The organism is Halomonas sp. MCCC 1A11062 (assembly GCF_021404355.1).
Lineage (GTDB): Bacteria > Pseudomonadota > Gammaproteobacteria > Pseudomonadales > Halomonadaceae > Halomonas > Halomonas aerodenitrificans.
The window spans coordinates 27,343-52,966 of the sequence record NZ_JABFTW010000017.1; the positions used below are offsets into that span (position 1 = coordinate 27,343).

General features: G+C 65.4%; 26 protein-coding genes, 1 tRNA gene and 1 pseudogene. 11 read left to right on the top strand and 17 right to left on the bottom strand.

Annotation, left to right across the window (positions count from 1 at the left end; all coding sequences use genetic code 11):
- Positions 1–22: 22 nt before the first annotated feature.
- From ispG to trmJ, 10 genes and pseudogenes are all read right to left on the bottom strand, one after another.
- Complete coding sequence (ispG, locus tag HOP58_RS16610) at positions 23–1,138, bottom strand: flavodoxin-dependent (E)-4-hydroxy-3-methylbut-2-enyl-diphosphate synthase (protein ID WP_010626640.1); 1,116 nt, start codon at positions 1,136–1,138, stop codon at positions 23–25.
- Position 1,139: 1 nt separating this feature from the next.
- Entirely contained in the window at positions 1,140–2,120 is a 981-nt protein-coding gene (locus HOP58_RS16615) for a RodZ domain-containing protein (protein ID WP_234260941.1), read from the bottom strand.
- A gap of 32 nt (positions 2,121–2,152) precedes the next feature.
- Positions 2,153–2,878: a type IV pilus biogenesis/stability protein PilW gene (pilW, locus tag HOP58_RS16620; protein WP_234255305.1), complete on the bottom strand. Its 726-nt coding sequence runs from the start codon at positions 2,876–2,878 to the stop codon at positions 2,153–2,155.
- 133 nt (positions 2,879–3,011) lie between these two features.
- A complete protein-coding gene (rlmN, locus tag HOP58_RS16625) occupies positions 3,012–4,136 on the bottom strand; it encodes a 23S rRNA (adenine(2503)-C(2))-methyltransferase RlmN (RefSeq protein WP_234255303.1) in 1,125 nt (374 codons plus the stop codon).
- A 73-nt stretch (positions 4,137–4,209) separates the two neighbouring features.
- Entirely contained in the window at positions 4,210–4,635 is a 426-nt protein-coding gene (gene ndk, locus HOP58_RS16630; RefSeq protein ID WP_010626645.1) for a nucleoside-diphosphate kinase, read from the bottom strand.
- Positions 4,636–4,846: 211 nt separating this feature from the next.
- Entirely contained in the window at positions 4,847–5,173 is a 327-nt protein-coding gene (locus tag HOP58_RS16635) for an iron-sulfur cluster assembly accessory protein (RefSeq protein ID WP_010626646.1), read from the bottom strand.
- A gap of 35 nt (positions 5,174–5,208) precedes the next feature.
- Positions 5,209–6,357, bottom strand: a complete 1,149-nt coding sequence (locus HOP58_RS16640; protein ID WP_010626647.1) for an aminotransferase class V-fold PLP-dependent enzyme — start codon at positions 6,355–6,357, stop codon at positions 5,209–5,211.
- 41 nt (positions 6,358–6,398) lie between these two features.
- Positions 6,399–6,869 (bottom strand): Fe-S cluster assembly transcription factor, encoded by a 471-nt coding sequence (locus HOP58_RS16645; RefSeq protein WP_010626648.1) that lies wholly within the window; start codon positions 6,867–6,869, stop codon positions 6,399–6,401.
- 122 nt (positions 6,870–6,991) lie between these two features.
- Positions 6,992–7,861, bottom strand: a pseudogene (cysE, locus tag HOP58_RS16650) (serine O-acetyltransferase); the annotation flags it as partial.
- Positions 7,862–7,974: 113 nt separating this feature from the next.
- Positions 7,975–8,790: a tRNA (cytosine(32)/uridine(32)-2'-O)-methyltransferase TrmJ gene (trmJ, locus tag HOP58_RS16655; protein ID WP_010626650.1), complete on the bottom strand. Its 816-nt coding sequence runs from the start codon at positions 8,788–8,790 to the stop codon at positions 7,975–7,977.
- A gap of 191 nt (positions 8,791–8,981) precedes the next feature.
- Between trmJ and HOP58_RS16660 the strand changes: the two genes are divergently transcribed.
- Positions 8,982–9,776: an inositol monophosphatase family protein gene (locus HOP58_RS16660; protein WP_234260942.1), complete on the top strand. Its 795-nt coding sequence runs from the start codon at positions 8,982–8,984 to the stop codon at positions 9,774–9,776.
- A gap of 216 nt (positions 9,777–9,992) precedes the next feature.
- On the opposite strand, the gene secF is transcribed toward HOP58_RS16660, so the two are convergent.
- The 5 genes from secF to queA all read right to left on the bottom strand — a co-directional run bounded on the left by secF (position 9,993) and on the right by queA (position 15,631).
- The gene (secF, locus tag HOP58_RS16665; RefSeq protein WP_234260943.1) at positions 9,993–10,922 is read right to left on the bottom strand and encodes a protein translocase subunit SecF; all 930 of its coding nucleotides are present in this window, start codon (positions 10,920–10,922) and stop codon (positions 9,993–9,995) included.
- 22 nt (positions 10,923–10,944) lie between these two features.
- Positions 10,945–12,795, bottom strand: a complete 1,851-nt coding sequence (gene secD / locus HOP58_RS16670; protein WP_010626653.1) for a protein translocase subunit SecD — start codon at positions 12,793–12,795, stop codon at positions 10,945–10,947.
- Between the two features lie 153 nt (positions 12,796–12,948).
- The gene (gene yajC / locus HOP58_RS16675; protein ID WP_010626654.1) at positions 12,949–13,278 is read right to left on the bottom strand and encodes a preprotein translocase subunit YajC; all 330 of its coding nucleotides are present in this window, start codon (positions 13,276–13,278) and stop codon (positions 12,949–12,951) included.
- Between the two features lie 92 nt (positions 13,279–13,370).
- The gene (gene tgt, locus HOP58_RS16680; protein WP_234255417.1) at positions 13,371–14,489 is read right to left on the bottom strand and encodes a tRNA guanosine(34) transglycosylase Tgt; all 1,119 of its coding nucleotides are present in this window, start codon (positions 14,487–14,489) and stop codon (positions 13,371–13,373) included.
- A 101-nt stretch (positions 14,490–14,590) separates the two neighbouring features.
- The gene (queA, locus tag HOP58_RS16685; RefSeq protein ID WP_234260944.1) at positions 14,591–15,631 is read right to left on the bottom strand and encodes a tRNA preQ1(34) S-adenosylmethionine ribosyltransferase-isomerase QueA; all 1,041 of its coding nucleotides are present in this window, start codon (positions 15,629–15,631) and stop codon (positions 14,591–14,593) included.
- Positions 15,632–15,767: 136 nt separating this feature from the next.
- Between queA and HOP58_RS16690 the strand changes: the two genes are divergently transcribed.
- From HOP58_RS16690 to HOP58_RS16710, 5 genes are all read left to right on the top strand, one after another.
- Positions 15,768–15,854 (top strand) — tRNA-Leu (locus HOP58_RS16690).
- Between the two features lie 197 nt (positions 15,855–16,051).
- Positions 16,052–16,210: a hypothetical protein gene (locus tag HOP58_RS16695; RefSeq protein WP_158409637.1), complete on the top strand. Its 159-nt coding sequence runs from the start codon at positions 16,052–16,054 to the stop codon at positions 16,208–16,210.
- Between the two features lie 158 nt (positions 16,211–16,368).
- On the top strand, positions 16,369–16,782 hold the full coding sequence (gene rnk / locus HOP58_RS16700; protein WP_010626657.1) for a nucleoside diphosphate kinase regulator: 414 nt from the start codon (positions 16,369–16,371) through the stop codon (positions 16,780–16,782).
- 45 nt (positions 16,783–16,827) lie between these two features.
- Entirely contained in the window at positions 16,828–17,445 is a 618-nt protein-coding gene (locus HOP58_RS16705; RefSeq protein ID WP_234255287.1) for a LysE family transporter, read from the top strand.
- 128 nt (positions 17,446–17,573) lie between these two features.
- Complete coding sequence (locus tag HOP58_RS16710) at positions 17,574–18,809, top strand: EAL domain-containing response regulator (RefSeq protein WP_234260945.1); 1,236 nt, start codon at positions 17,574–17,576, stop codon at positions 18,807–18,809.
- Here the strand turns inward: HOP58_RS16710 and HOP58_RS16715 are convergent.
- The gene (locus HOP58_RS16715; protein ID WP_234260946.1) at positions 18,749–20,401 is read right to left on the bottom strand and encodes an acyl-CoA dehydrogenase family protein; all 1,653 of its coding nucleotides are present in this window, start codon (positions 20,399–20,401) and stop codon (positions 18,749–18,751) included. The two genes, HOP58_RS16710 and HOP58_RS16715, sit on opposite strands and share 61 nt — an antisense overlap.
- A gap of 228 nt (positions 20,402–20,629) precedes the next feature.
- On the opposite strand from HOP58_RS16715, the gene HOP58_RS16720 reads away from it, so the two are divergent.
- On the top strand, positions 20,630–21,139 hold the full coding sequence (locus HOP58_RS16720; protein ID WP_010626661.1) for a glutathione peroxidase: 510 nt from the start codon (positions 20,630–20,632) through the stop codon (positions 21,137–21,139).
- On the opposite strand, the gene HOP58_RS16725 is transcribed toward HOP58_RS16720, so the two are convergent.
- A complete protein-coding gene (locus HOP58_RS16725) occupies positions 21,125–21,517 on the bottom strand; it encodes a hypothetical protein (RefSeq protein WP_010626662.1) in 393 nt (130 codons plus the stop codon). The genes HOP58_RS16720 and HOP58_RS16725 overlap by 15 nt on opposite strands.
- 164 nt (positions 21,518–21,681) lie before the next feature.
- Here HOP58_RS16725 and fabV point away from each other — a divergent pair, with 164 nt between their 5' ends.
- The 4 genes from fabV to HOP58_RS16745 all read left to right on the top strand — a co-directional run bounded on the left by fabV (position 21,682) and on the right by HOP58_RS16745 (position 25,603).
- A complete protein-coding gene (gene fabV, locus HOP58_RS16730) occupies positions 21,682–22,893 on the top strand; it encodes an enoyl-ACP reductase FabV (protein WP_010626663.1) in 1,212 nt (403 codons plus the stop codon).
- A 57-nt stretch (positions 22,894–22,950) separates the two neighbouring features.
- On the top strand, positions 22,951–23,160 hold the full coding sequence (locus tag HOP58_RS16735; RefSeq protein WP_010626664.1) for a hypothetical protein: 210 nt from the start codon (positions 22,951–22,953) through the stop codon (positions 23,158–23,160).
- Positions 23,161–23,300: 140 nt separating this feature from the next.
- Positions 23,301–24,275: a GlxA family transcriptional regulator gene (locus HOP58_RS16740; protein ID WP_010626665.1), complete on the top strand. Its 975-nt coding sequence runs from the start codon at positions 23,301–23,303 to the stop codon at positions 24,273–24,275.
- Positions 24,276–24,388: 113 nt separating this feature from the next.
- On the top strand, positions 24,389–25,603 hold the full coding sequence (locus tag HOP58_RS16745) for an aspartate aminotransferase family protein (RefSeq protein WP_010626666.1): 1,215 nt from the start codon (positions 24,389–24,391) through the stop codon (positions 25,601–25,603).
- The last annotated feature ends 21 nt before the right edge of the window (positions 25,604–25,624 follow it).

Consider the following 25,624-nt stretch of genomic DNA (forward strand, 5'->3'; position numbering starts at 1 on the left):
CTCCTTGATGGTCAACGGCGGATCAGGCCCCGCGGGCGATCAGATCCTTTTCGGCCTGTTCCTTCTCGCGCACCTTCTCGCGAATCAGGCGCTCCAGGTCGTCGACCAGATGGTCGTTGGTCAGTTTGGTGGCGGGCTTGCCGTCGATGTAGATCAGGTTGTTGGGAGTGCCGCCTGTCAGGCCGATATCACTTTCCTTGGCTTCGCCGGGGCCGTTCACCACACAGCCGATCACCGAGACGTCGAGCGGTGTCATGATATCTTCCAGGCGCTCTTCGAGGGCGTTCATGGTGCCGATGACGTCGAAATTCTGGCGCGAGCAGCTGGGGCAGGCGATGAAGTTGATGCCCTTGCTGCGCAGCCGCAGGCTCTTGAGCATGTCGTAGCCGACCTTGATTTCTTCCACCGGGTCGGCGGCCAGGGAGACGCGGATGGTATCGCCGATGCCGTCCATCAACAGCATACCGAGGCCGATCGACGACTTGACGGTACCCGAGCGCAGGCCGCCGGCCTCGGTGATGCCCAGGTGCAGCGGCTGTTCGATCAGCTTGGCCAGTTGGCGATAGGCGGCCACGGCCATGAACACGTCACTGGCCTTGACGCTGACCTTGTACTCCTGGAAGTCGAGGCGGTCGAGGTGGTCGATGTGGCGCATGGCCGACTCCACCAGCGCCTCCGGCGTGGGCTCGCCGTACTTGCGCTGCAGCTCTTTCTCCAGCGAGCCGGCATTGACGCCGATGCGAATCGGGATGCCGTTGTCGCGGGCGGCGGAAACCACGGCGCGCACGCGGTCTTCCTTGCCGATGTTGCCGGGGTTGATGCGCAGGCAGTCGACGCCGAGTTCGGCCACGCGCAGGGCGATCTTGTAGTCGAAGTGGATATCCGCCACCAGCGGTACGTTGACCTGCTGCTTGATGCGGCCGAAGGCTTCGGCTGAATCCATGCACGGCACCGAGACGCGTACGATATCGGCGCCGGCGTCCTCGAGGCGCTGAATCTGGGCCACGGTGGCGGCCACGTCCAGGGTGTCGGTGTTAGTCATGCTCTGCACCGAGATGGGGGCGTCGCCCCCGACCGGTACTTTGCCGACGTGGATCTGGCGCGACTTGCGACGCACGATGGGCGATGGGGAATGCATGTCACTCTCCCAGGGTGAAGCGGGCGACGTTGTTGGCCCCGGCGCGCGCGCGCAGGTCGACGCGCTCGCCGGCCCAGCTCAGTTCGACACCGGTGGCGTTGCCGATGGTCAGGCGAAACGGTGGCTCTCCTTCGACGGTCGCTGTGGTGCCGGGTTCCTGAAGACCGACGAAAACGCGGCTATTGGTGGCGTCGAAGATCTCGGTCCAGGACTGCTCGTTGAAGGTCAGCTGCAGCACGGTGCGGTCGGCGGGCGCCGCCACGTCGGTCGTTTCCGGCTCCACCTCGGCGACGATGTCCTGGGCCGCGGCTTCCTCGACGATGGCCTCTTCCTCGGGAGTGGTCGCGGTACCGGTCTGGGCCAGCAGGGCCTGGGCACCGCTGGGGTCGACTTCGCCGAGGAGGGGCTGTGTGTCCTCTTCGCCGATCGGGTCGACGCCTTCGAGAGGCACCGGCGGCAGCGCCTCTTCGACCTCAGGGCGCGGTTCCTCCTCGATGGTGGTGGTGCCGTCGAGGGTCTCGACCGATACCGGCTCGCCATCGTCGACGGCGGGCGGCTGGTTGCCGTCACGGCTCTGCCACCACACCAGGGTCAGGCCGATAAGGCCGGCAATTACCAGCAGGGTGACGAGCTTGAACAGCCATACGCCGATGCGCGACGGTGGCTTGGTGACCTGTACCGGGGTGACCCGCTGCTCGCTCTCCTGGGAGCCGAAGCGCTCCGTATAGGCCTGCAGCACGGGTCGGTCGTCGATGCCCAGCAAGCGGGCATAGGCGCGCAAATAGCCGCGGCGATAGGCAGCCACCGGCACCTGCTCGTAGTTGTCCTCTTCCATGCCGATGACCACGGCAGGGCGCAGGTTGAGCGCCGTGGCGACCTCTTCCCGCGACAGACCTTGCGTTTCACGCTCTCGGCGCAGCATCTCCCCGGGAGAGGCCTGGGACCCGAGGCCGACGGCATCGATATCTTGGTTATCGCTCATGGCTGAGCATCCTTCAGTCTTGGAATCGTTGATCAATGTGCGTCACGCTGGTTGTCAGAGCCGGGGGTGACGGTCATGTCCGGTGCGCTGGCGGCGATCTGCCGGGCCAGCGCCTGGGCATCCGGCGTCATGCCGGCAAGCCCCACGAATATCTCCAGCTGTTGTCTGGCGCGGTCGGGGTTGCCCTGTTCCAGCTCCAGCTCAGCCAGGGTGAAGTAACTCCAGGGATTGCGCGGTTCGAGACTGCGGGCGCGTTCCAGGCTGTGGCGTGCCTGGTCGATCTCGCCCAGCTCCCACTGACACTGGCCGAGGTTGGTGAACAACTGGGCTCGGTTGGCATAGCGGGTATCCCGGGAAGCCGCCTCGAGCTGCTCGCAGGCGCGCCGCACCTGACCCTGTTCGTAAAGAAAGACGGCATAGTTGTTGCGTGCACGGCTGTTGTCCGGTGCCGCGGCGATGGCTCGCTGAAACGTTTTGTCAGCCTGCTCCCGCTCGCCCTGGCGCTGATAGACGATGGCCATGGCTTGCAGCGCCTCGGGGTCGTTGGGCGAGCGTTCCAACGCACGGTTGAGCGCGGACATGGCACGCGGCAGGTTGTCGCGCTCCAGATAGGCCATGCCCAGTTGCGTGAATGCCTCGGTCGGATTCGCTTCGGTTTGCTGCTCGGGTTGGCTGGCACAGCCGGAAAGCCACAACGAGACGACCGCCATGGCTACCAGCGGGGGGCATCGGCTTGGCAGGTTGGGGAAGCGCGTCATGGCATCCTCATGGTCGGGCCTGTCGGGCTGTGGGTGTTTCGCTTGCCTGGCACCCGAGCGGCGCTGGCCAGGGACGAAAAAAGCCTGTTCATCAAAGCGCCGTGACGAGTTGAAGTCAAGGCGGCTTCCCGCATCAGTCGGCGTCGATCTGAATCGAGCGGATGTAGCGCTCATGACGCCGGGTGCGGTCCTTGACGCGACCCACCAACTGCCCGCAGGCGGCATCGATGTCGTCGCCGCGGGTGGTGCGGATCGGCGCCGTGTAGCCAAGCTCATAGAGCCACTGCTGGAAGCGCATCACCTGGTTGCGCGACGGTTTCTCGTAGCCCGAATGAGGAAACGGGTTGAACGGAATCAGGTTGATCTTGCACGGCAGCTCGCGCAGCAGTTCGGCCAACTGCTGGGCATGCTCCTGCTGGTCGTTGACGTCCTTGATCACGGTGTACTCGATGGTGATCATGCGGGTGTCGTCGCACTTGGCCAGGTAGCGCTGGCAGGCGTCGAGCAGGGTGCGGATGTTGTACTTGCGGTTGAGCGGCACCAACTCGCTGCGCAGCTCGTCGGTGGCGGCGTGCAGCGAGATGGCCAGGCTCACGTCGAGTTCGTCGCCGAGCCTGTCGAGCATCGGCACCACGCCCGAGGTCGAGAGGGTGACACGACGCTTGGAGAGTCCGTAGCCGTTGTCGTCGAGCATCAGCTTCATGGCCGGCACGACGTTGTCGTAGTTCATCAGCGGCTCGCCCATGCCCATCATCACCACGTTGGTGACCGGGCGATTGGCGGTATCCTTGCGCGGCCCCACGCTGCGCTGGGCGACCCACACCTGACCGATGATCTCGGCGGCGGTGAGGTTGCGCTGGAAGCCCTGCTTGCCGGTGGAGCAGAAACTGCAATCGAGCGAGCAGCCCACCTGGGACGATACGCACAGGGTGCGGCGCTTGCCGTTGTCGGCCGGGATCAGCACCGTTTCCACGTAGCTGCCGTCCTCCACCTCCAGCACCCACTTGCGGGTTCCATCGCTGGAAGTACCTTCATAGACCACGCCGGGGCCGCGAATCTCGGCCACCTCGGCGAGCCGCTGACGCAGCGCCTTGGACAGATTGGTCATGGCCTCGAAGTCGTCGCAGCCGTCGTGATGAATCCACTTCATCACCTGGGCGGCACGGAACTTCTTCTCGCCGATGGAGAGGAAGAAGGCTTCCATTTCCTCGCGAGTCAGGCCGAGCAGATTGGTACGTTGGGCGGTGGTGGCGGTCATGGCATCACGTAGATCGGGGCAGGGCGAGAGCGGGGGCGTGAGCGCCCCCGCGAAAAGTGCCTGGCCTGGTGGCTTAGCGGGGGCAGATCTCGTCGGCGCTGAAGAAGTAGGCCACTTCACGCTCGGCGGAGGCCGGCGAGTCGGAGCCGTGTACGGCATTGGCGTCGATGGTCTCGGCGAAGTCGGCGCGGATGGTGCCCGGGGCGGCTTCCTTGGGGTTGGTGGCGCCCATCAGCTCGCGGTTCTTGGCGATGGCATCTTCACCTTCCAGCACCTGCACCACCACCGGACCGGAGGTCATGAAGCCCACCAGATCCTTGAAGAAGGGGCGCTCCTTGTGCTCGGCGTAGAAGCCGCCGGCCTTCTCTTCGGACAGGTGCAGCATCTTGGCGGCAACGACCTTGAGACCGGCCTTCTCGAAGCGAGAGATGATGTCGCCGATGGCATTCTTGGCGACGGCGTCGGGCTTGATGATGGACAGGGTACGTTCGGTTGCCATGGTGGCCTCTTCGTTGCTGAGTGATGGAGTTGAAGATCCAATGGTGCGGCGCCACGCCGTACCCGCCCACCGGGGTGGTGTCGGTACGGCGCGGCGCCAATAGAGATCCAATGCGTTCGGTGTCGCCCGGTCATCGCCCAGGCGGCGCCATCGATGGGCGCAGAGTATACCGCTGCCGGCAGGCGTTGAACAATCGTCGACCCACTATGGGTCAGACGGTGAAGCTCTCACCGCATCCACATTGATCCTTCACGTTCGGGTTGTTGAAGCGGAAGAAGCGGTTGAGCCCCTCCGAGACGTAGTCGACCTCGCTGCCGTCGAGCATCGGCAATGCCTCAGGGGTGACGAAGACGGTCACGCCATGCTCCTCGAACACCGCATCGTCATTGGCCGCCTCGTCGGCGAAGTCGAGTACGTAGCTGTAGCCGGAGCAGCCGCTGGGCTTGACCGAGACCCGCAGGCCCAGGCCGTGCCCACGCTCCGCCAGAGCCCGCTGGATCTGTTCGGCGGCGGAGGAGGTAATCGAAAGGTGCGCCATGTTGGTACTCCTGCAGCAAAGTGGCTGAGCGACGATCAGCGTCTCAGGCCCGGAAGGGCGTGACGCAAGGCCTCGAGCGCAGCTTCGATATCGGCCTCGTCGGTGAAACGGCCGAAACTGAAACGCAGCGAGGCCAGTGCCAGCGTTCGCGGTACGCCGATGCCCTTCAATACATAGGATGGCTCGACGCTGGCGGAGTTGCATGCCGAACCGGTCGACAGTGCAATACTGCGCAGGGCCATCAGCAGCGACTCGCCGTCCACGCCCTCGAACGCCAGGTTGAGAATGTTGGGCACCGCCACGTCGATGGCGGTGTTGCAATGAATTCCGTCCAGCTCGGACAGCCCTGCGAGCAGTCGGTTCCGCAGCGCCAGGATGCGCGCCTGGTCGGCCTCGCCTTCGGCGGCGGCCAGTTGAAAGGCTTCGCCCATGCCGACGATCTGATGGGTGGCCAGGGTGCCGGAGCGCATGCCGCGCTCGTGGCCGCCGCCATGGATCAGCGGCTCGATGCGGAGGTCGGGGCTGCGTCGCACGTAGAGCGCACCGATGCCCTTGGGGCCGTAGGCCTTGTGGCCGGAGAGGGACATCAGGTCGATGCCCAACCGGCCGACGTCGAGGTCGATGCGGCCCACGCCCTGAGCGGCATCGACATGAAACGCCGCGCCACCGGCATGGGCGACCTCGGCCAGCGCGGCCAGGTCATGAATGCAGCCCAGCTCGTTGTTGACCGCCATCAGCGAGACCAGCACGGTGTCGGGGCGCATGGCCTCGCGCAGCTGCTCGGGCTGGATACGGCCATCGCTGCCCGGCGTCAGCCAGGTGACCTCGAAGCCCTCCCGTTCCAGCGCCGCAGCGGTGTCCACCACCGCCTTGTGTTCGACGATCGATGTCACCAGATGCCGGCCGCGTTCGCGATTGGCGCGCATGAAGCCGATCAGTGCCAGGTTGTCGGCCTCGGTGGCGCCGCTGGTCCAGACGATCTCGCGCGGGTCGGCGGCGATCAGGTCGGCGACCTGACGGCGGGCGTTCTCTACCGCCTGTTCCGCCTGCCAGCCCAGCATATGGCTGCGCGAAGCGGGGTTGGCGAAGATGCCGTCCAGGGTCAGATGGCGCTGCATGACCTCGGCGACGCGGGGGTCGACCGGGGTGGTGGCGGCATAGTCGAGATAGACGAGTGCGCTCATTGTCTGGCGGAATTCTCCAGTCTGTTCCTCTGCCCGGGCGATCAGGGCGAGGAGGTCAGGATGGTGTTGGCGTCGTGACGGGCGTTCTGGCGAGCCGCGATGCGGCGCACGTCACCATGCTCGACCAGTTGACCGAGGGTGATGCCGTCGAGAAAGCCGCGGATCTGGCCGGAGAGTTCGCACCATAGATGGTGGGTCAGGCAGGTGTCGCCCTGCTGGCAGTCCGATAGCCCCTGGCAGCGCGTGGCGTCGACCGACTCGTCGACGGCGTCGATGACCCGTGCCACCGAGATCTCTGCGGCAGGAACCGCCAGCAGGTAGCCGCCGCCGGGGCCGCGCACGCTGTTGACCAGCCCGGCACGCCGCAGGCGCGCGAAGAGCTGCTCCAGATAGGGCAGGGAGATCTCCTGGCGGCGTGCGATATCGGCCAGCGAGATGGCGCCCTTATCTGCGTTCAGGGCCAGGTCGAGCATGGCAGTGACGGCGTAGCGTCCCTTGGTGGTCAAACGCATGGCAGGCTCTTCAGACGCATCGGATAGCGTACCTCGGCCCTTCGGTCGGGCGGGGCGAAACGGCCCGCCGCCAGCGGCGAGCAAGGATGAAACGCCATTATGGTAAAGCCCGACTGCCAAGGTCAACCATTGCTGCGAGGGGGCTCGCCGTTGCCTTGATCTCCATCATGTTCGGTTCTGGAGCCGGCGGTGGGACCGCAGCAGGCGTCGACATCGGAAAGAATGTCGGCGAAGTCCTCGTCGCGCAGCTCCGGCAGCTTGCCCTCGCGGTAGCTGGCGTCGAGCTTGCGCAGCGTGCTGCACATGCGCTCGATGCGTTCGTCCACGGCGTGCATGTGGTCGAGCATGGCTTGGATCGAGCGCGCCACCGGGTCGGGCATGTCTTCGCTCACGCCGTAGGCGTCGAAGCCGAACTTGCGACGTATCGCTTCGCGGCGCTCCGGGTCGACCTCCAGTGCCTCGGCGGCATCCGGATCGGCACGCTTGACGATCTTGCCGGGGATGCCCACCACCGTGGCGCCGGCCGGTACTTCCTTGGTCACCACTGCGTTGGAGCCGATCTTGGCGCAGGTACCGACGGTGAAGGGGCCGAGGATCTTGGCGCCGGCACCGACGATGACGCCATCTTCGAGGGTCGGATGGCGCTTGCCCTTGTGCCAGCTGGTGCCACCCAGGGTGACGCCCTGGTAGAGCGTGACGTCGTCGCCGACCTCGGCGGTCTCGCCGATCACCACCCCCATGCCGTGGTCGATGAAGAAACGTCGGCCGATCTTCGCCCCGGGGTGGATCTCGATGCCGGTAAGCCAGCGCGAGAAGGTCGACAGGGTGCGGGCCAGCCACTTCAGGCGCTTTCGCCACAGCCAATGGGCCAGACGATGCAGCAGCAGCGCATGCAATCCCGGATAGTTGGTGAGCACTTCCAGGAAGTTGCGTGCCGCCGGATCGCGGTCAAATACGCTATTGATGTCCTCGCGCAGTCGTTGAAACATGCAGCGGTCCTTGGTGGCGGTGAAGCGGCCTGGCGGCGGGAATCGGTAACAGACTCATCATATGGGGGCGCGCCGGGCAGCGTTCAAGGATTTTTGGTGGCAGTGCAGGCGCTAGGCTACGCTGTGCCGTCGCCGCCTTTCTCATCCGGGGGTGACACGGCCCCCTCGTCGGCTCCCGGGTGCCCGGCGGCGCACTTCTCGGTGGCCGTGAGCATGCCACGCAGGATGTTCAGCTCCATCCGCTCGGGACGTGCACGCAGGGTGAAGCGTCTCAGCCGGGCCATCAGTTGGCGTGGCAGCGCCGGATCGTGGAAGCCGATGGCGATCAGGGTGCGTTCCAGGTGAGCGAAGTAGTGCTCCAGCTCCTGGTGGCTGGCCAGCGGCTGCTGCGGCTCCTCATCCTGGTCGTTCTCTCTGTTTCCCCCACCGTTGCCGGCTTCGAGCCAGGCCAGACGGCACTCGTAGGCCAGCACCTGCACGGCGGCAGCCAGGTTGAGCGAGCTGAAGTCCGGGTTGGTGGGGATGTGCACGTGGGCATGGCAGCGCTGCAGCTCGGCGTTGGAGAGCCCGCTGTCCTCGCGGCCGAAGACCAGTGCCACCCGCGATTCAGGGCCGGCGAGTTCGGCCGGCAGCCGTTCTCCCAGCGCGCGCGGGGTGATCATCGGCCAGGGCAGGGTGCGTGAGCGGGCGCTGGCTCCCACCGCCAGGGTGCAGTCGGCGACGGCTTCCTCCAGGGTTTCGACGACCCGGGCGGCATGCACGATATGGTCGGCTCCCGAGGCGCGGGAGATGCTCTCGCTGGTCAGCGGCTCGCAGCGCGGTGAGACTAGGGTCAGGTCGCCAAGCCCCATGTTGTGCATGGCGCGGGCGGTGGCGCCGACATTGCCGGGATGACTGGTGCCGATCAGCACGATACGAATGCGCTCTAGCATGCGGGGCTGCCTTTGCCGTACGAGAGAAACTGCGAACCGCCGAGTCTACCACGCCTGCCGGCAGCAATGGCGCATGCCGGGCGATTCTGCTAGGATGCGCGCCACGCGTTCGACCGAGCTCCCCGTTCGACCCGGGATCTACGTTCGAACTAGCCTGTTCTTTAACATCACCGACGCTCCAAGGCCCGATCATGCATCCGATGGTCCAATTCGCCCTGCGCGCCACGCGCAGCGCCGCCGAACAGTTCTTGCGCATTCGTGAGCGCATCGAGAACGCTCACGAAGAACACAGTATCGAGCGCCTGCTCGAGGATACTGCCCGCAACGCCGAGACGCTGATCGTTCGTCAGCTCAACCGCGGCTATCCCCAGCACGGGGTCAGCGGTCGCTTCACCCCCCACCGCGCCGGCGAAGGCGAAGGGCGGGACATCGAATGGCGCATCGAGCCCTTCCATGGCTACTCCAGCCTGGGCGTGGCCGGCAGCGGTTTTGCCCTGTCGGTGGTGTGCCTGGTGAAGGGTCGCCCGGAGCATGCGGTGGTGATCTGCCCCTACAGCGACGATGAGTACCTGACCAGCCGTGGTCGCGGTTCTCAGCACAACGGCAAGCGTATTCGTGTGCCCAAGTCCAGTGCGATACTCGGCACTCGAATCGCCATGAGTCTGCCCGAGAGCGATCATCGCTCGCGTCATCTTCCCGCTTACCTGACCCTGGTTCAGCAGCTCGGCCCGCAGGTCGAGACCCAGCTTGCCACCGGCAGTGGCCTGCTCGACATGGCCGAGCTGGCCGCCGGCCGCGTCGACGCCGCTTTCGTGCTCGGGCTGGAGGAGCAGGATCGCCTGGTCGGCAGCCTGCTGTTAAAGGAAGCCGGTGCGCTGATGGGCACCCCGGATGGCCAGCCGAGTGTCGAAGCCAAGGGCCAACTGATGGCTGCCGGTCCGCGCCTGTACAAGGCCCTGGTTCAGCAGCTCAAGCCACACTTCTGATGTGAACGCGGATTGGCTGCTGCGCTCGATATCCTGGCCGCCGGCGGTGCTCGGAATCCTCATTTACTAAAGTAAACTCCGGTTCCTGTGCTCCGGCGGCGACCAGCCTCTCGTCGCTCGCGACGCCAATTCGCTGTTCCCATGGGCGAATGAAGAATTCAAAAAAGCCACCCGGCTATCGCTCGGGTGGCTTTTTTCGTATGGCTGAGTGTTGGACTAGGGCAGCTCTTCCTCGCCTTCTTCCAGCTCTTCCTTCTTCGGCGGAATCAGGTCCTTGCGCTCCAGCTTCACGGCGATCAGCAGGGCGGCCGCCACGTAAATGGAGGAGAAGGTACCCACGACCACCCCGAGGATCAGCGCGATGGCGAAGTAGTGGATCATGTCGCCACCCAGCAGCAACAGCGCCATCAGTACCAGCAAGGTGGTACCAGACGTCGCCAGCGTACGTGACAGGGTGAGGTTGATCGCTTCGTTGAAGATCGCCGGCATGTCGTCGATTCGCGAGGTGCGTATCGTTTCGCGGATTCGGTCGTAGACGACGATGGTGTCGTTGAGCGAGTAGCCGATCACCGCCAGCAAGGCGGCCATGACGGTGAGGTCGAAGTCGAACTGGAACAGCGAGAAGATGCCGACCACGACGATGACGTCGTGGAACAGGGCCAGCACGGCGCCGATGGCGAACTTGTACTGGAAGCGGAAGGCAACGTAGAGCATCACCACGCCTAGGGCCACCAGCAGCCCCAGGCCGCTCTGGTCGCGAAGCTGCTCGCCCACCTGAGCGCCGACGAACTCGGCGCGCACCAGTTCGACGGTATCGCCATCGGCGCGCAGCAGGGCAACGACCTGCTCGCCGACATCGGGTTCGAATGCCTGCTGCAGTCGGATCAGCACCTCGGTGGAGGCGCCGAAGGTCTGCACCGAAACATCGCGGAAGCCGGCCTGTTCGAGCACCTGGCGGATGGCGTCCAGCGATGGGGCCACGGTATAGCGGACTTCGACCAGGGTGCCGCCGGTGAAGTCCAACCCCAGGTTGAGCTGCTGGAACAGCAGCGAGACGATCGACGCCACGAGCAGCACTGCCGAGATCGCGAAGGCGATACGGCGCTTGCCCATGAAGTCGAACTGTCGATTGACGAGGGTTTTCATAACCACCTCAAGTTGGTGAGCCTTAGATCCAGAGCTTCTTGACCGGTTTGCCGCCGTAAGTGAGGTTCACCATCGCACGGGTCACCAGCAGGGCGGTGAACAGCGAGGTGATGATCCCCAGCGACAGGGTCACGGCGAAGCCCCTGACCGGGCCGGTGCCGATCGAGAACAGGATGACCGCCACCAGCAGGGTGGTGATGTTGGCGTCGACGATCGAGCTGAAGGCGCGTTCGTAACCGGCATGAATGGCCTGCTGTATCGACAGTCCGTTGCGCAGCTCTTCGCGTATTCGCTCGAATATCAGTACGTTGGCGTCTACCGCCATGCCCAGCGTCAGCACGATACCGGCGATACCCGGCAGCGTCAGGGTGGCGCCGAGCAGTGACATGGCTGCGATCAGCAGGGTCAGGTTCAACGCCAGTGCCACGTTGGCGAAGACGCCGAACACCTTGTAGCGGATCAGCATGAACAGCACGACCAGTACCAGGCCGATCTGCACCGACATCACCCCGCGGGCAATGTTCTCCGCCCCCAGGCTCGGACCGATGGTGCGTTCCTGGACGAAGTAGATCGGTGCCGCCAGCGAGCCGGAGCGCAGCAGCAGGGCCAGCTCGCCTGCCTCGGTGGGCGAGTCGAGCCCGGTGATGCGGAAGCTGTTGCCCAGCGCGCTCTGGATGGTGGCCAGGCTGATCAGGCCGCGCTCGGTATAGGGCTCGCGCACGGTGACCTCTTCGCCATCCTCCATCACCACCCGGTCACGCGTCTTGTGCTCGATGAACAGCACCGCCATGTTGCGCCCGATGTTGGTGCGGGTGGCGCGGTTCATCAGCGTGCCGCCGGTGCCGTCCAGGTTGATGTTGACCTGGGGGCGACCGTTCTCGTCGAAGCTGCGCTGGGCGCTGGAAACGCTGTCGCCGGTGATGATCACGTCACGCATCAGGTCGGCGGTGCGGTTCGGGTTGTTGCGAAAGGCGAAGCTTTCGGTCTCGGCGTCCGGTGTGTCCGGGCGCGCCTCGAGGCGGAACTCCAAGTTGGCGGTGGCGCCCACCACGCGCTTGGCGGCCACGGTGTCCTGCACGCCGGGCAGCTCGACCACGATCCGGTCCGGCCCTTGGCGCTGCACCAGCGGTTCCGCCACGCCCAGCTCGTCCACCCGGTTACGCAGGGTGGTGAGGTTCTGGTTGATGGCGTAGTCCTGGATCTCGTTCACCGCCTGGTCGGTCAGCGTCATTACCAGCAGCGAAGCGCGGCCGTCCTGCTCGCTGGCGAAGTCGAAATCGCGAAACTCGCGGCTGATCAGCCGGCGTGCCGTGTCGCGGTCTTCGTCGTTGGTGAAGGTGATCGTCAGTGTGCGGTCGTCGATGTCGGTGCCGCGGTAGCGGATGCGTTCGCTACGCAACTGCTCGCGCATGGCGCTGGCATTGACCTCGAGGCGCTGGGTCACGGCAGCGTCCATGTCGACCTCGAGCAGGAAGTGCACGCCGCCACGCAGGTCGAGCCCCAGGGTCATGGGCGAAGCGGCAAGGTTCTGCAGCCAGCCCGGGGTGGATTCGGCCAGGTTCAGCGCCACCACGAAGTCGTCGCCGAGCTGATCGGTCAACAGGTCGCGCGTGCGCAGCTGGTGGTCGGCATCGTCGAGGCGGACCAGCACGCTGGTGTCGTCGCGCTCCACGGCCTTGATGCCGATGCCGGCATCGCGAAGCGTCTGCTGGATGCGCTCGAGCTGCGCTTCATCCAGGGTGGTGTCGCCCTGAACGCTGCTGATCTGCACGGCCGGATCTTCGGGGTACAGATTGGGCAGCGAGTAGACGACGCCGCCAATGAGCACGATGAGTATCAGCAGATACTTCCACAAGGGATAACGGTTGAGCATGGGAGCCCTGCCTAGGTTGCGTAAAGAAGGCTACGGGACGGCAGCGCGGCCGCATGTTCGCTTCCGATCGAGAAGGGAACACCCGGCCGCCAGGCGACCCCCGCCGTTACCCGGCTCGGGCAGAGCCAACGGCAAGGGCGAGGAGCGTCGACGTCAGATGGACTTGATGGTGCCCTTGGGCAGCACGTTGGCCACGGCATTTTTCTGTACGTTGACTTCGGTGTTGTCGGCCACTTCCAGGGTGATGAACTCGTCGCTCACCTTGGTGATGCGTCCTACCAGACCGCCACCGATCACGACCTCGTCGCCCTTGGACAGGCCGCCGACCAGTTCGCGATGCTGCTTGGCCCGCTTGGACTGGGGGCGCCACAGCAGGAAGTAGAAGATCAGCACGAAACCGACCAGCATGATGATCTGGGCCATGCCGCCGCCTGCGGCACCGGCATCCTGAGCCATGGCCGGAGAGATGAAGAAATCCAGCATGAGAAGCGTATCTCCTGAGGTAAGTTAAGTCGCGAGTGAGCGTGTTGCCGCCGGCCGCTGGCGCCTTCGAGCTGGTGCCAGCGGTCGGTCGTTCAATCCGGTGCGTCAGGTACCGGCAGCCCCCGCTGCGCATAGTAGCCTGCCACGAAGTCAGCCAATGTACCCGCTTCGATGGCACCGCGCAAACCAGCCATCAGGCGCTGATAATAGCGCAAGTTGTGGATGGTATTGAGCATCGAGCCGAGCATTTCGCCGCAGCGGTCCAGGTGGTGCAGGTAGCTGCGGGAGAAGTTCTGGCAGGTATAGCAGTCGCAGTCGTCTTCCAGCGGGCGAGTGTCATGGCGGTGCTTGGCGTTGCGGATCTTGATCGTGCCCTCTGCGGTGAACAGGTGGCCGTTGCGCGCGTTGCGGGTAGGCATCACGCAGTCGAACATGTCGACGCCACGGCGAACGCCCTCCACCAGGTCCTCGGGCTTGCCCACGCCCATCAGGTAGCGGGGATACTCTTCGGGCATCCAGTCGGGCAAATAGTTCAGCACCTTGATCATCTCTTCCTTGGGCTCGCCCACGGAGAGCCCGCCGATGGCCAGGCCGTCGAAGCCGATCTCCATCAGCCCTTCCAGCGAGCGACGGCGCAGCTCCGGGTACATGCCGCCCTGGATGATGCCGAACAGCGCCGAGGGCGAGTCGCCATGGGCATCGCGGGAGCGCTTGGCCCAGCGCAGCGAGCGCTCCATGGAAACCTCGGCTTCCTTCTCGGTGGCCGGGTAGGGGGTGCACTCGTCGAAGATCATCACCACGTCGGAGCCCAGCGAACGCTGCACCGCCATCGACTCCTCGGGGCCCATGAACACCTTGGCGCCATCCACCGGCGAGCGGAAGTGCACGCCCTCTTCGGTGATCTTGCGCATCTCGCCCAGCGAGAAGACCTGGAAGCCGCCGGAATCGGTGAGGATCGGCTTGTGCCACTGGGCGAAGTCGTGCAGGTCGCCGTGGGCCTCGATCACCTCGGTGCCCGGGCGCAGCCACAGGTGGAAGGTATTGCCGAGGATGATCTCGGCGCCGATCTCTTCCACCGATTTGGGCGTCATGCCCTTGACCGTGCCGTAGGTGCCCACCGGCATGAAGGCCGGCGTTTCCACCGTGCCACGGGGGAAGGTGAGGCGCCCGCGACGCGCCCGGCCGTCGCTGGCCAGCCGCTCGAAGGACATGAAGCATTCGTTGCGCATGGAGTTCTCTTCTCTACTGCAAGACGTCGGTTCGGTGGTCGTCTTGCGGATCAGCCATTCTTTGGGTTCAGAAACGTTTCGGCTCAGGAGTGCTTGCGGCTCAACAGCATGGCGTCGCCATAGCTGAAGAAGGCATAGCGCTCGGCCACGGCTTCGCGATAGGCCGCCATGATCGTCTCGTAGCCGGCGAACGAGGAGACCAGCATCAGCAGGGTCGACTCGGGCAGGTGGAAGTTGGTGATCAGGTTGTCCACGCAGCGCCACTCGTAGCCGGGATAGATATAGATGTCGGTCTCGCCGCTGTAGGGTGCGATGGCGCCATCGGCGCTCTGCCGGCATGCGCTCTCCAGGCAGCGCACGCTGGTGGTGCCCACCGCGATCACCCGGCGTCCGGCGGCCTGGGCGGTGCGCACCTTGGCGCAGGCCGCTTCGTTCACCTCGATCCACTCGCTGTGCATCTTGTGCTCGCGGATATCGTCGGCGCGCACCGGCTGGAAGGTGCCGGCGCCCACGTGCAGGGTGACGAAGGCACTTTCGACTCCCTTCGCCGCCAGGCGTTCCAGCAGCGGTTCGTCGAAGTGCAGCCCGGCCGTGGGAGCGGCCACGGCGCCGTCGCGACGGGCATAGACGGTCTGGTAGCGGTCGCGATCGGCGAGCTCGTCGGCGCGGTCGATGTAGGGCGGCAGCGGCATATGGCCGTGGCGCTCCAGCAGCTCGATCAGCGGCGTCTCGCCGAGAAAACGTAGCTCGAACAGCGCCTCGCGGCGGCCCTCGACCACGGCGCGTACGTCGCCCTCGAAGATCAGCTCGGTGCCCGGCTTGGGCGACTTGCTCGAGCGAATGTGGGCTAGCCCGCGGTGGGCGTCCAGCGGGCGCTCCAGCAACATCTCCACCTTACCGCCGCTGGCCTTGTGGCCGTGCAGCCGCGCCGGGATCACCCGGGTATCGTTGAACACCAGCAGGTCGCCGGGCTCGAGCAGCTCCAGCAGGTCGGTGAAGCGGCGGTGGGCCAGCTCGCCGCTCTGGCCGTCCACGCACAGCAGGCGACAGTCGCTGCGCCGCTCGGACGGATAGCGGGCGATCAGCTCCTCGGGAAGCTCGTAATGGAAGTCGGCGCGCTGCATGCAGGTTGGTCCGCAGATGGTCGAAACGAGCGGCTGCCGGGCAGCCGCAAACAGCCGGCAAGGATACCGAAAAACGACTCTCGCGTCAGGCCTGGCGATTGACCTGCCGCACCGGCCACGTATAATGCTCGGCGCTGCCGGCGTGGCGGAATTGGTAGACGCAGCGGATTCAAAATCCGCCGCACGCAAGTGCTTGTCGGTTCGAGTCCGACCGCCGGTACCATCAAAGAATAGCTATTGAAACAGTCGCTTATGGGCGGCTGTTTTTGCGTTTTGGGCCTTTCGACTTGCGCTTGAAGAAGATTCATCCGAGCCAGCGAGCAGCATGCCAGCAGCTTAATCCCGATATTTGCACTTTCCTTGATGTACCTCCCTATCCGCTGCATGCTGAGGCCTATACTCGGAGCTGAGGACTGCGGAATGGGTGTGAAGACATTTGCCTGGGTGCTGGTGGCGCTCGGGCTGGCAACGGCGCTGTATGGCTGGCAGGCGTGGAACCCGGCGGCGTTCGTGGGCATGGCGTTGGCCGCGGTGGGTGTCGTGGTGCTGGCCACGTCGGGGCGCCGACCGGGCGGTTGATCCCTCGCGAAGGTCTTGGCCGGGCCTGACTTTCATCGGGCTTAGGCTTACCATAGTTAGAGTCACAGTCCTTCTCCCATCGGGCGAAGGGCTGTTTTCGTTGCATGGCCGGCAGCCATCAATCCCAAAAGGGGCGCTGCCGGTGCCAAGGAGGTTGTATGTCATCTCGTCCCCCCATCATCATCAACCGCCTGGACGCAGAGCGGCTGCAGCGCCTGATCGATCAGGCCGACGACAAGGACCGCTTCGTGGCCGACTGCCTCGAAGAGGAGCTCGAGCGCGGCGAGGTGATTGACCCGGAAGACATTCCGGAAGATGTGGTCAGCATGAACAGCCAGGTGCAGTTCACCGATCTGACACGTAACCGTCAGATGATACGCACGCTGGTCTATCCCCATGCGCTGGCCACGACCGAAGACGGCATCTCGGTGATGGCGCCCATTGGCGCCGGACTCATCGGTCTGCGTATTGGCGACGAGATCGAGTGGCCGCTGCCTGGCGGCGGCAAGGCGCAGCTGCGCATCGACGCGATCCTGTGGCAACCCGAGCGCGAGGGGCAGTTCCACCGTTGAGGTGGTATCGCCATTGATACCGTAACGTCGAAGAGGAGCTGGGGAGTGCCGCTTTCCCTATGGATGTCGCTGGTGGCCGTGTGCGCCATGGGCGCGATGTCGCCGGGTCCGAGCCTGGCATTGGTGCTGCGCCATACCCTCGGTGGTGGACGTGCACCCGGTATCGTGGCGGCACTGTCCCATGCCATGGGGGTGGGCTTCTATGCTCTGCTCACGGTGCTGGGGCTGGGCGCGCTGATCGTGCGCTTCCCCACCCTGTTCCAGGCTATCACCTGGGCCGGCGCGGCCTATCTGGCCTGGCTCGGCATCAAGGCGCTGCGCGCCGGCAGGGCGGCGGCGCTCGAAGCCGCCGGGGTGGTGACCACCCGCCGTCAGGCGGCGCGCGAAGGCATGCTGGTCGCACTGGGCAATCCCAAGTTGATCCTGTTCTTCGTTGCCCTGCTCAGCCAGTTCGTCACGCCGGACATGTCCGTGACCGCCAAGGCGGTCATCGTGCTCACGGCGATGATCATCGATGGCGGCTGGTACGTACTGGTGGCGGTGTCCTTGACGCATTCACGCGTGCTGCCCTGGCTGCAGGCACGGGCACACTGGATCCATCGCATCACCGGCGTCATGCTGCTGGCGCTCGCACTGCGAGTGGTGGCGGGTCCTCTCGGCTGAGCGGGTGCGCTCGGTTGGGTGGCTTGCGTGCTGAGTGGGGCGTGTTGGGTGGATTGCGTTGAGAAGTGAACCGGCTGTTCATCAGGGATGATGGTAGTCTCAGAATAATTCGAGAACGAGTCCCCCTGATGAACGTTTTCTCCGAGGTGGAAGAAGAGCGGGCGCTGGCCATGGTGCTCGACGAGGACCCGGATGTGGTCGCGGTCCTCTCCCTCCAGTTACATGTCCTGGGCCTCGAGAGTCGTTGCTATCGGCGCGCCGATGCGCTGCTGGCGGAGCTCGATGAGTGTGCCCCACAGCTGGTAATCATGGGGCTCGAATTCGGCGACCCGGACGGCATCGAGCTGTTGCGCCTGCTGGCGCAGCAGCACTTCGCCGGCTGGGTGCTGCTGTTGGGTGGCGTCGAGCGCAAGATTTCACGCATTGCCGAGCGGGTCGGTCAGACCCTGGGGCTGCAGATGCTCGGTTCGCTGGACAAGCCGATGCGTCTGGCCGAACTCAGGCAGCGCCTGGATCGGCTGCGCCCCGGCTGCAAGCCGGCCATCGTGCCCGAGGACAGCCCCTTCTTCTCCGCCGATGAACTGGAGTCGGCGCTGCAGCACCATGAGCTTACCGTGCACTATCAGCCGCAGTTCGAGCTGGCGACCGGCCGCCTGAGCGGGGTCGAGGCGCTGGTGCGCTGGGCGCATCCCGACATTGGGCTGATCGGCCCGGCCAGCTTTCTGCCCATGCTCACGGCCGGCCAGAGTCGCCGGCTCACCTGTCATGTGCTCGAGCGGGCGCTGCTCGACGCTCGGCGCTGGCGTGAGCAGGGCGTGCTGCTGTCGATCTCGGTCAACGTCACCGCCGACGACCTGATGGAGGCCCAATTGCCGGCGTTGACGCGTCAGCTGACCCCAGAAGACTCGCCGCTGGTGGTGCTCGAGATCACCGAGACGGCGGCCATGGATGACGAGCTGCTGGGCTCGGAGGTCGCCGCTCGGCTGCACCTGAGCGGCATGGAGGTGGCGGTGGACGACTTCGGTGTCGGTTTCTCTTCACTCTCTCGCTTACAGATGCTGCCCATCAGCGAGCTGAAGATCGACCGCAGTTTCGTCCGGCACGTGCAGCAGGACGTTCAAGATGCCGCCATCGTCGAGGCCATCGCCCTGCTTGGTCGACGCCTTGGCATTCGTGTGGTGGCGGAAGGGGTCGAGGAGCTCGACTGCCTGCCGACTCTGGCCCGCTTCGGCTGCACCCATGTGCAGGGCTTCGGCCTGTCTCGGCCGGTACCGGCCGAGGAGATTACGCTGCTGGCGTCCGATCAGTCGCCGATTCGCGCCAGAATCGCCGCCAGCGGCGAATCGGTCGGCAGCACCCCATAGGCGGGGCTGGCTTCCACGCCGAGGCGCGAGCGACAGAAGGTCTCGGCCACCTCGGCCGGCGCATGACGCAGCAGCAGCGCGGCTTGCAGGCTCTGCGCCAGACGCTGGGTCAGCCAGCGGGCGCGGGGCTCCAGCGTCTCGACGGGTAGTGTCAGGTCGTGTTCCAGGCCGGCCAGAGCCAGGTCGAGGTCCTGTTGCAGGCCCTGGGCGGCGCGCAGTTCGACCCGCAGGGCGGTGACCGATTCGGGGTGTCGAGCCAGCACCCGCAGCAGATCCAGGCAGATCACGTTGCCCGAGCCTTCCCAGATCGAATTCACCGGCGCCTCGCGATAGAGCCTGGCCAGCGGCGCCTCCTCGACATAGCCGATGCCGCCCAGGCACTCCATGGCCTCGGCCATGAAGCCGGGCCCGCGCTTGTTGTGCCAGTACTTGGCCAGGGTGGGCAGCACCCGGGCCAGGGCCGTCTCGTGCGCTTCGCCGCGAGCGTCACCGTCGAAGGCGCGCGCGGCGCGCATGACCAGCGCCACGCCGGCTTCCACTTCCAGTGCCAGATCGGCAATCACCGCCTGCATCAGCGGCTGTTCGGCCAGCAGGTGGCCGAAGGCGTGGCGATCACGCACGTGGCGCCACGCCTCGGCCAAGGCCTGGCGCATCATGCCTACCGGGGCGGTAGCGGCATCGAGCCGGGTCTGCTGCACCATGTCGATGATGGTGGCCACCCCACGGCCCGGTTCGCCAACGAGCGTTGCCCAGGCGCTGCGATACTCGATCTCGGCGGAGGCGTTGGCGCGGTTGCCGCACTTCTCCTTGAGACGCTGGATCTCGATGGCGTTGCGCTCGCCGTCCGGCGTGAAGCGCGGTGCCAGAAAGCAGGTCAGTCCTGCATCGGTCTGGGCCAGGGTGAGGAAGGCGTCGGACATCGGCGCGCTGCAGAACCACTTGTGGCCGGTGAGCCGCCAGCCCTCGCCGTTGCACTCGGCGCGGGTGGTGTTGCGGCGCACGTCGCTGCCGCCCTGTTTCTCGGTCATGGCCATGCCGAAGGTGAGTCCGTGCTTTTGACAGGCGGGAAGCGGGCGTGGGTCGTAGGCGTTGGCCATCAGCCCCGGCGCCCATGCCGCTTCGATGTCGGGGCTGCGGCGCAGCACCGGCATGGCGGCGTGGGTCATGGTTACCGGGCAGCAGAAGCCGGGCTCGGCCTGGGTCAGCAGGTAGAGCGCGGCGATATGGGCCTGATGCCCGCCGCGGCCCTCCTCCTGCCAGGCCACGGCATGCCAGCCGTTGTCGATGGCCAGGTGCATCAGCTCGTGGTAGGCGGGGTGATAGCACACCTCGTCCAGCCGCCGGCCGTGGCGGTCGAACAGAGCCAGCTCCGGTGGGTGGCGGTTGGCCTGTTCGCCAAGTACCTGCACATGCCGGCTGCCGGCTGCACGTCCCAGCGCTGCCAGACGTTCGCTGACCCAAGCGGGGGCTTCGCGCTCCAGCGCCTCACGCAGTGGCAGATCGCTGGCCAACAGGTCGCTGTCGCTGGGCGTGTCGGGTTGGTTGACCACCTCATGAGTGGCCAGTCGGCTGCGAGGGGCGTTATCGCGCATGCAGGCTCTCCTTGGGCGCCGTCGTGCCTCGTTCTTGCAGCATGGCCAGTCGCTCCGGGTCGGTCAACGCGCACTGGGCGTGACCTGCTTGCCGCTTCCCGGTAGGCTTGGAGCCGGCGCGCGAACGAAGCCTCGCTGGGCAAACCCCATCGAAAGGTTGCCGCGATACGCTGAGAGGTGCTACGTGTAAAACGTGGCGTGGGAAAGGTGACAGCGAGGCAGGCAGACATGGCCATCCACGAACACGAGTGCCGTACCTTCCGCGGCGAGCCCTTCAACCTGCGTGCCCTGCAAGGGCAGGTGCTGCTGATTGTGAACGTGGCCAGCCGCTGCGGTTACACGCCCCAGCTCGGCGAGCTGGAGCACCTCTATCGCAGCCATCGCGACCGTGGCTTTACCGTATTGGCCTTTCCCTGCAATCAGTTCGCGCGTCAGTCGCCGGAAACGGCGCTGGACTTCTGCGCCTTCAGTTCCAGTCAGTACGGGGTGACCTTTCCGGTGATGGAGAAGGTCAAGGTCAACGGTCGCGGCGCTCATCCGCTGTTCGTCGAGCTCAAGCGACAGGCACCGGGAGTGATGGGCACCGGCATGGTCAAGTGGAACTTCACCAAGTTTCTGGTGGCGCGGGACGGCCGGGTGTTGCGGCGCTTCTCGCCCCGCGACAGCGGGTCGGAGCTCGAACGTGCGCTGGAGCAGGCACTGGATGAGGACTTCCGTTCCAATTCACGGGTGCGGTGACTCGCCTCGCTCCATCATCACCCGGGCGATCAGCTCGTTCCAGCGATGGCGGGTCATCATGGTGGTCAGCCCCGAGAACAGCGCCCAGCTCTTGCGTCGCCAGCCCTTGAGCTTGAGGTTGTGGGCCACCAGCTGCTGCATCAACTGATAGTCGTCGAAATCGCGCCAGCGCCCGGCGATCGACATCTGGTTGCGCGACATCACCGGTGCCAACTCCAGGCGAAAGATCCACTCCAGCTCGTGCAGCGTCAGCTCGTGGCGCTCTATCACCGCCACCATACGGGCGAACTCGCGTTCGCTGGGCTCGCGGTCCAGCCACAGCGGAGCCAGCGCCAGCCACAGCTCCCCGCGCTCATCCACCAGTGCTTGTGCGTTCATGTTCACCTCCTGCCATGTCATGGCACCGGGTTGCATCGTGCCCCAGGAGTCCGCGGCGCTCAAGTGCGGACAGACGCATGCGTGGCCGCTAGAATGTCGCCACTGTCCATTCGTATCGAATCGGCGTCCCGAGCGGCGTCGTAACACCAATAACGAGGTCTGTCGTGATCATCAAACCCAAGGTTCGCGGTTTCATCTGTACCACCACCCATCCGCTCGGCTGCGAGAAGAACGTGCTCGAGCAGATCGAGACCACCCGCGCCCGCCAGCTCGACAAGGCCAACGGGCCGAAGAAGGTACTGGTGGTGGGGGCCTCCAGCGGCTATGGCCTGGCGGCGCGCATCACCGCGGCCTTCGGCTACGGCGCCGACACCCTGGGTGTGTTCTTCGAGAAGCCCGGCAGCGAGAAGAAGCCCGGCACCGCCGGCTGGTACAACGCCGCCGCCTTCGACAAGTTCGCCAAGGCCGCAGGGCTCTACAGCAAGTCGATCAATGGCGATGCCTTCTCCCATGAGGCGCGCGAGAAGGCCATCGAGCTGATCAAGCAGGACCTGGGCCAGATCGATCTGGTGGTCTATTCGCTGGCCTCGCCGGTGCGCAAGCTGCCCGACTCAGGCGAGCTGAAGCGCTCCAGCCTCAAGCCGATCGGTGAGACCTACCGCGCCACCGCCATCGACACCAACAAGGACACCATCATCGAGGCCGAGGTCGAGCCCGCCACCGAGCAGGAGATCGAGGACACCAAGGCGGTGATGGGCGGTGAAGACTGGGAACTGTGGATCGATGCCCTGGACAAGGCCGGCGTGCTGGCTCCCGGCGCCCGCAGCGTGGCGTTCAGCTACATCGGCACCGAGATCACCTGGCCGATCTACTGGCACGGCGCCCTGGGCAAGGCCAAGGAGGATCTCGATCGCGCCGCCGGTGAGCTCGACGCCAGGCTCAAGGCCACCGGCGGTGGTGCCAACGTGGCGGTGCTCAAGTCGGTGGTGACCCAGGCCAGCGCCGCGATTCCGGTCATGCCGCTCTACATCGCCATGGTCTACAAGGTGATGAAGGAGAAGGGCCTGCACGAGGGCACCATCGAGCAGCTCAACCGCCTGTTCGGCGAGCGACTCTACACATCTCAAGGGCAGGAGGGTGAGCTCACCACCGACGAGGCCGGCCGCCTGCGTCTGGACGACTGGGAGCTGCGCGACGACGTGCAGCAGGCGTGCAAGGATCTGTGGCCTCAAGTGACGACCGAAAACCTGTTCCAAATCACCGACTATGCTGGTTACAAGCACGACTTCCTGAAGCTGTTCGGGTTCGAGCGTGACGACGTCGATTACGACGCCGACGTGAACCCTGACGTTCAGTTCGATGTCGTCACTTTGTAGGCCCGCTGCGACGGAACGCGATTCGGCGGGCAAATCCAGTATCGAAGGAGGTGCCTCATGGACACCCGGGAGAGCAAGACGCCGCAAGAAGAGTACGAGCATCTCAAGGAAGTGAGGATGCCCGAGGACTTCGAGCATCTCGAGCCCGATGAGGAGCAGCCCGAAGCCAAGCGGCCGGCCAAGGGCTGGCACTGGCTGGTGTTGGCCGTGGCCGTGGCCACGGGGCTTTTCCTGATTTATCGGCTGGTGTCGGCGTTCTGGCTCTGATCTGGCGGTTGCCGATGTGAACCAAAGGCCACCGTGGCGCTGCCGCGGTGGACTTCGTCAACGGGCGTATAACGTGCGGTATTGCCAACGCTGCCGATGGAGTACCATTTCTCCTTCGTTTCGGCACACGGCGCTGCGCAATGCCCGATACCCCCACCTCTACCTTCGCCATGAACGCCGCCCGCTGGGTCGGCGTGTTGACGCTGCCGGGGTTCTCGCTGCTCGCCCAAGCCTGCGCTCTGGAGCCGCTGGTGGTGGTCAATCAGTTGGCCGGCCAGCGTCTCTATCGCCTGCAGGCGTTCTCCCCGGGCGGTGGGGAGGTTGCCAGCATGGCCGACCTCAGTCAGGCGGCCTGTACTCCCTTCGAACACGCTTCGACCGAACTGGACATGCTGATCGTCTGCGCGCCGAGCCCATTGCCGGTCATGCATGACAGTGCGTTGCCGGGTCAGCTGCGTCTGTTGGGGCGCAGCGGCGTGGTGCTGGTGGGGGTGGGCGGTGGCACCGAGCTGCTGGCGCGCGCCGGCGTGCTGGATGGCTACCGCGCCACGCTGCCCTGGCAGCGCTTCGCCGCCTTCACCCGCGACTATCCCCGCGTGCGACTGACCCAGCAGCTGTTCGAGATCGACCGTGACCGCCTCACCTGTGGCGGCGGTACGGCGGCGATGGACATGATGATGACCCTGATCGCCTCCCACCACGGCAGCGAGCTGGCCGAACGGGTCTCGGAGCACTTCGTGCTGGAGCGGGTGCGTATGGCCGACGAGCCGCAGCAGGTGCCGCTGCGCGCCCGGCTGGGGCACGCGCCGGCGCCGCTGGTGGACGCCGTGATGCTGATGGAGGCCAACATCGAAGAGCCGCTCACCACCCACGAGCTGGCCGAGCATCTGGGTATCTCGCGGCGTCAGCTCGAGCGGCTGTTCAAGAAGTACCTGCAAGCGGTACCCGGCCGCTACTACCTCGATCTACGCCTGAAAGAGGCGCGGCGCCTGCTGCGCGAAAGCGACCTTCCCGCCGGCGAGATCGCCATGAAGACGGGCTTCTCCTCGCCCGCTCACTTCTCCACCGCCTACCGTAACCATTTCGGGGTTACACCCCGCGAAGAACGTCTTTAAGCCTTTATCTACAAGTCGCGGTCCCATTGCTGAAAGCCGGCCGGCGCGTCGCTCCTTATACTCGGATGACATCGCTGCGTTGCTATCACTCTTTTGCAGGAATGGAGACCGAGATGAGCCATACCCCGACCCGCGCCGACTTCGACCAGTACATGGTGCCCAACTACTCCCCCCAGAAGGTCATTCCGGTGCGCGGCGAGGGCAGCCGACTGTGGGACCAGGAGGGGCGCGAATACATCGATTTCGCCGGCGGCATCGCCGTGAACTCCCTGGGCCACTGCCATCCGGTGCTGGTCAAGGCGCTCACCGAGCAGGGCAACAAGCTCTGGCACCTCTCCAACGTCTACACCAACGAGCCCTCGCTCAAGCTGGCCAAGACCCTGGTAGAGCGCACCTTCGCCGACAAGGCCTACTTCTGCTCCTCCGGCGGCGAGGCCAACGAGGCAGCGCTGAAGCTGGCGCGGCGCTGGGCGCATGACAACTTCGGCGAGCACAAGCATCGCATCGTCTCGTTCTACCAGTCCTTCCACGGCCGCACCTTCTTCACCGTCAGCGTCGGCGGTCAGCCCAAGTACTCCCAGGGCTTCGGTCCGGTGCCGGGCGGCATCGTCCACGGCGAGTTCAACAATCTCGACAGCGTGCGCGACCTGATCAACGACGACACCTGCGCGGTGATGGTCGAGCCGATGCAGGGCGAGGGCGGCATCACGCCGGCCACTCAGGAGTTCCTGCAGGGCCTGCGCGATCTGTGCGATGCCCACGATGCGCTGCTGATCTTCGACGAGGTGCAGACCGGCGTGGGCCGTACCGGCTCGCTCTACGCCTACATGGAGTACGGCATCGAGCCGGACATCCTCACCAGCGCCAAGGCCCTGGGCGGAGGCTTCCCCATCGGCGCCATGCTCACCACCGACCGGGTCGCCCCGGCACTGGCCATCGGCACCCACGGCTCCACTTACGGCGGCAACGCCCTGGCTTCGGCCGTGGCTCTGGCCGCGGTGGAGCACATCGACACGCCGGAAGTGCTCGGCGGCGTCAAGCAGCGGCATGACCTGTTCCGCGAGCATCTCGAGGCGATCAACCGCAAGCACGGGGTGTTCAAGGAGATCCGCGGCATGGGGCTGTTGATCGGCGCCGAAATGACGCCGGAATACAAGGACCGGGCCAAGGACATCCTGCCGCTGGCCATCGAAGAAGGGCTGATGGCGCTGATCGCCGGGCCCAACGTGCTGCGCATGGCGCCGTCGCTGGTAATTCCCGAAGCCGACATCGCCGAGGGCATGGCGCGGCTGGAGCGTGCCATCGAGCGGCTGGTGGCGGCCGGGTGAAGGCTGGCCGAGCCATGCGCG

Excerpts from the sequence above, each read along its gene's own strand:
- ispG (WP_010626640.1), bottom strand. The coding sequence starts at position 1,138 with ATGCATTCCCCATCGCCCATCGTGCGTCGCAAGTCGCGCCAGATCCAC.
- HOP58_RS16615 (WP_234260941.1), bottom strand. The coding sequence starts at position 2,120 with ATGAGCGATAACCAAGATATCGATGCCGTCGGCCTCGGGTCCCAGGCC.
- pilW (WP_234255305.1), bottom strand. The coding sequence starts at position 2,878 with ATGACGCGCTTCCCCAACCTGCCAAGCCGATGCCCCCCGCTGGTAGCC.
- rlmN (WP_234255303.1), bottom strand. The coding sequence starts at position 4,136 with ATGACCGCCACCACCGCCCAACGTACCAATCTGCTCGGCCTGACTCGC.
- ndk (WP_010626645.1), bottom strand. The coding sequence starts at position 4,635 with ATGGCAACCGAACGTACCCTGTCCATCATCAAGCCCGACGCCGTCGCC.
- HOP58_RS16635 (WP_010626646.1), bottom strand. The coding sequence starts at position 5,173 with ATGGCGCACCTTTCGATTACCTCCTCCGCCGCCGAACAGATCCAGCGG.
- HOP58_RS16640 (WP_010626647.1), bottom strand. The coding sequence starts at position 6,357 with ATGAGCGCACTCGTCTATCTCGACTATGCCGCCACCACCCCGGTCGAC.
- HOP58_RS16645 (WP_010626648.1), bottom strand. The coding sequence starts at position 6,869 with ATGCGTTTGACCACCAAGGGACGCTACGCCGTCACTGCCATGCTCGAC.
- trmJ (WP_010626650.1), bottom strand. The coding sequence starts at position 8,790 with ATGCTAGAGCGCATTCGTATCGTGCTGATCGGCACCAGTCATCCCGGC.
- HOP58_RS16660 (WP_234260942.1), top strand. The coding sequence starts at position 8,982 with ATGCATCCGATGGTCCAATTCGCCCTGCGCGCCACGCGCAGCGCCGCC.
- secF (WP_234260943.1), bottom strand. The coding sequence starts at position 10,922 with ATGAAAACCCTCGTCAATCGACAGTTCGACTTCATGGGCAAGCGCCGT.
- secD (WP_010626653.1), bottom strand. The coding sequence starts at position 12,795 with ATGCTCAACCGTTATCCCTTGTGGAAGTATCTGCTGATACTCATCGTG.
- yajC (WP_010626654.1), bottom strand. The coding sequence starts at position 13,278 with ATGCTGGATTTCTTCATCTCTCCGGCCATGGCTCAGGATGCCGGTGCC.
- tgt (WP_234255417.1), bottom strand. The coding sequence starts at position 14,489 with ATGTCCTTCGAGCGGCTGGCCAGCGACGGCCGGGCGCGTCGCGGGCGC.
- queA (WP_234260944.1), bottom strand. The coding sequence starts at position 15,631 with ATGCAGCGCGCCGACTTCCATTACGAGCTTCCCGAGGAGCTGATCGCC.
- HOP58_RS16695 (WP_158409637.1), top strand. The coding sequence starts at position 16,052 with ATGGGTGTGAAGACATTTGCCTGGGTGCTGGTGGCGCTCGGGCTGGCA.
- rnk (WP_010626657.1), top strand. The coding sequence starts at position 16,369 with ATGTCATCTCGTCCCCCCATCATCATCAACCGCCTGGACGCAGAGCGG.
- HOP58_RS16710 (WP_234260945.1), top strand. The coding sequence starts at position 17,574 with ATGAACGTTTTCTCCGAGGTGGAAGAAGAGCGGGCGCTGGCCATGGTG.
- HOP58_RS16715 (WP_234260946.1), bottom strand. The coding sequence starts at position 20,401 with ATGCGCGATAACGCCCCTCGCAGCCGACTGGCCACTCATGAGGTGGTC.
- HOP58_RS16720 (WP_010626661.1), top strand. The coding sequence starts at position 20,630 with ATGGCCATCCACGAACACGAGTGCCGTACCTTCCGCGGCGAGCCCTTC.
- HOP58_RS16725 (WP_010626662.1), bottom strand. The coding sequence starts at position 21,517 with ATGAACGCACAAGCACTGGTGGATGAGCGCGGGGAGCTGTGGCTGGCG.
- HOP58_RS16735 (WP_010626664.1), top strand. The coding sequence starts at position 22,951 with ATGGACACCCGGGAGAGCAAGACGCCGCAAGAAGAGTACGAGCATCTC.
- HOP58_RS16740 (WP_010626665.1), top strand. The coding sequence starts at position 23,301 with ATGCCCGATACCCCCACCTCTACCTTCGCCATGAACGCCGCCCGCTGG.
- HOP58_RS16745 (WP_010626666.1), top strand. The coding sequence starts at position 24,389 with ATGAGCCATACCCCGACCCGCGCCGACTTCGACCAGTACATGGTGCCC.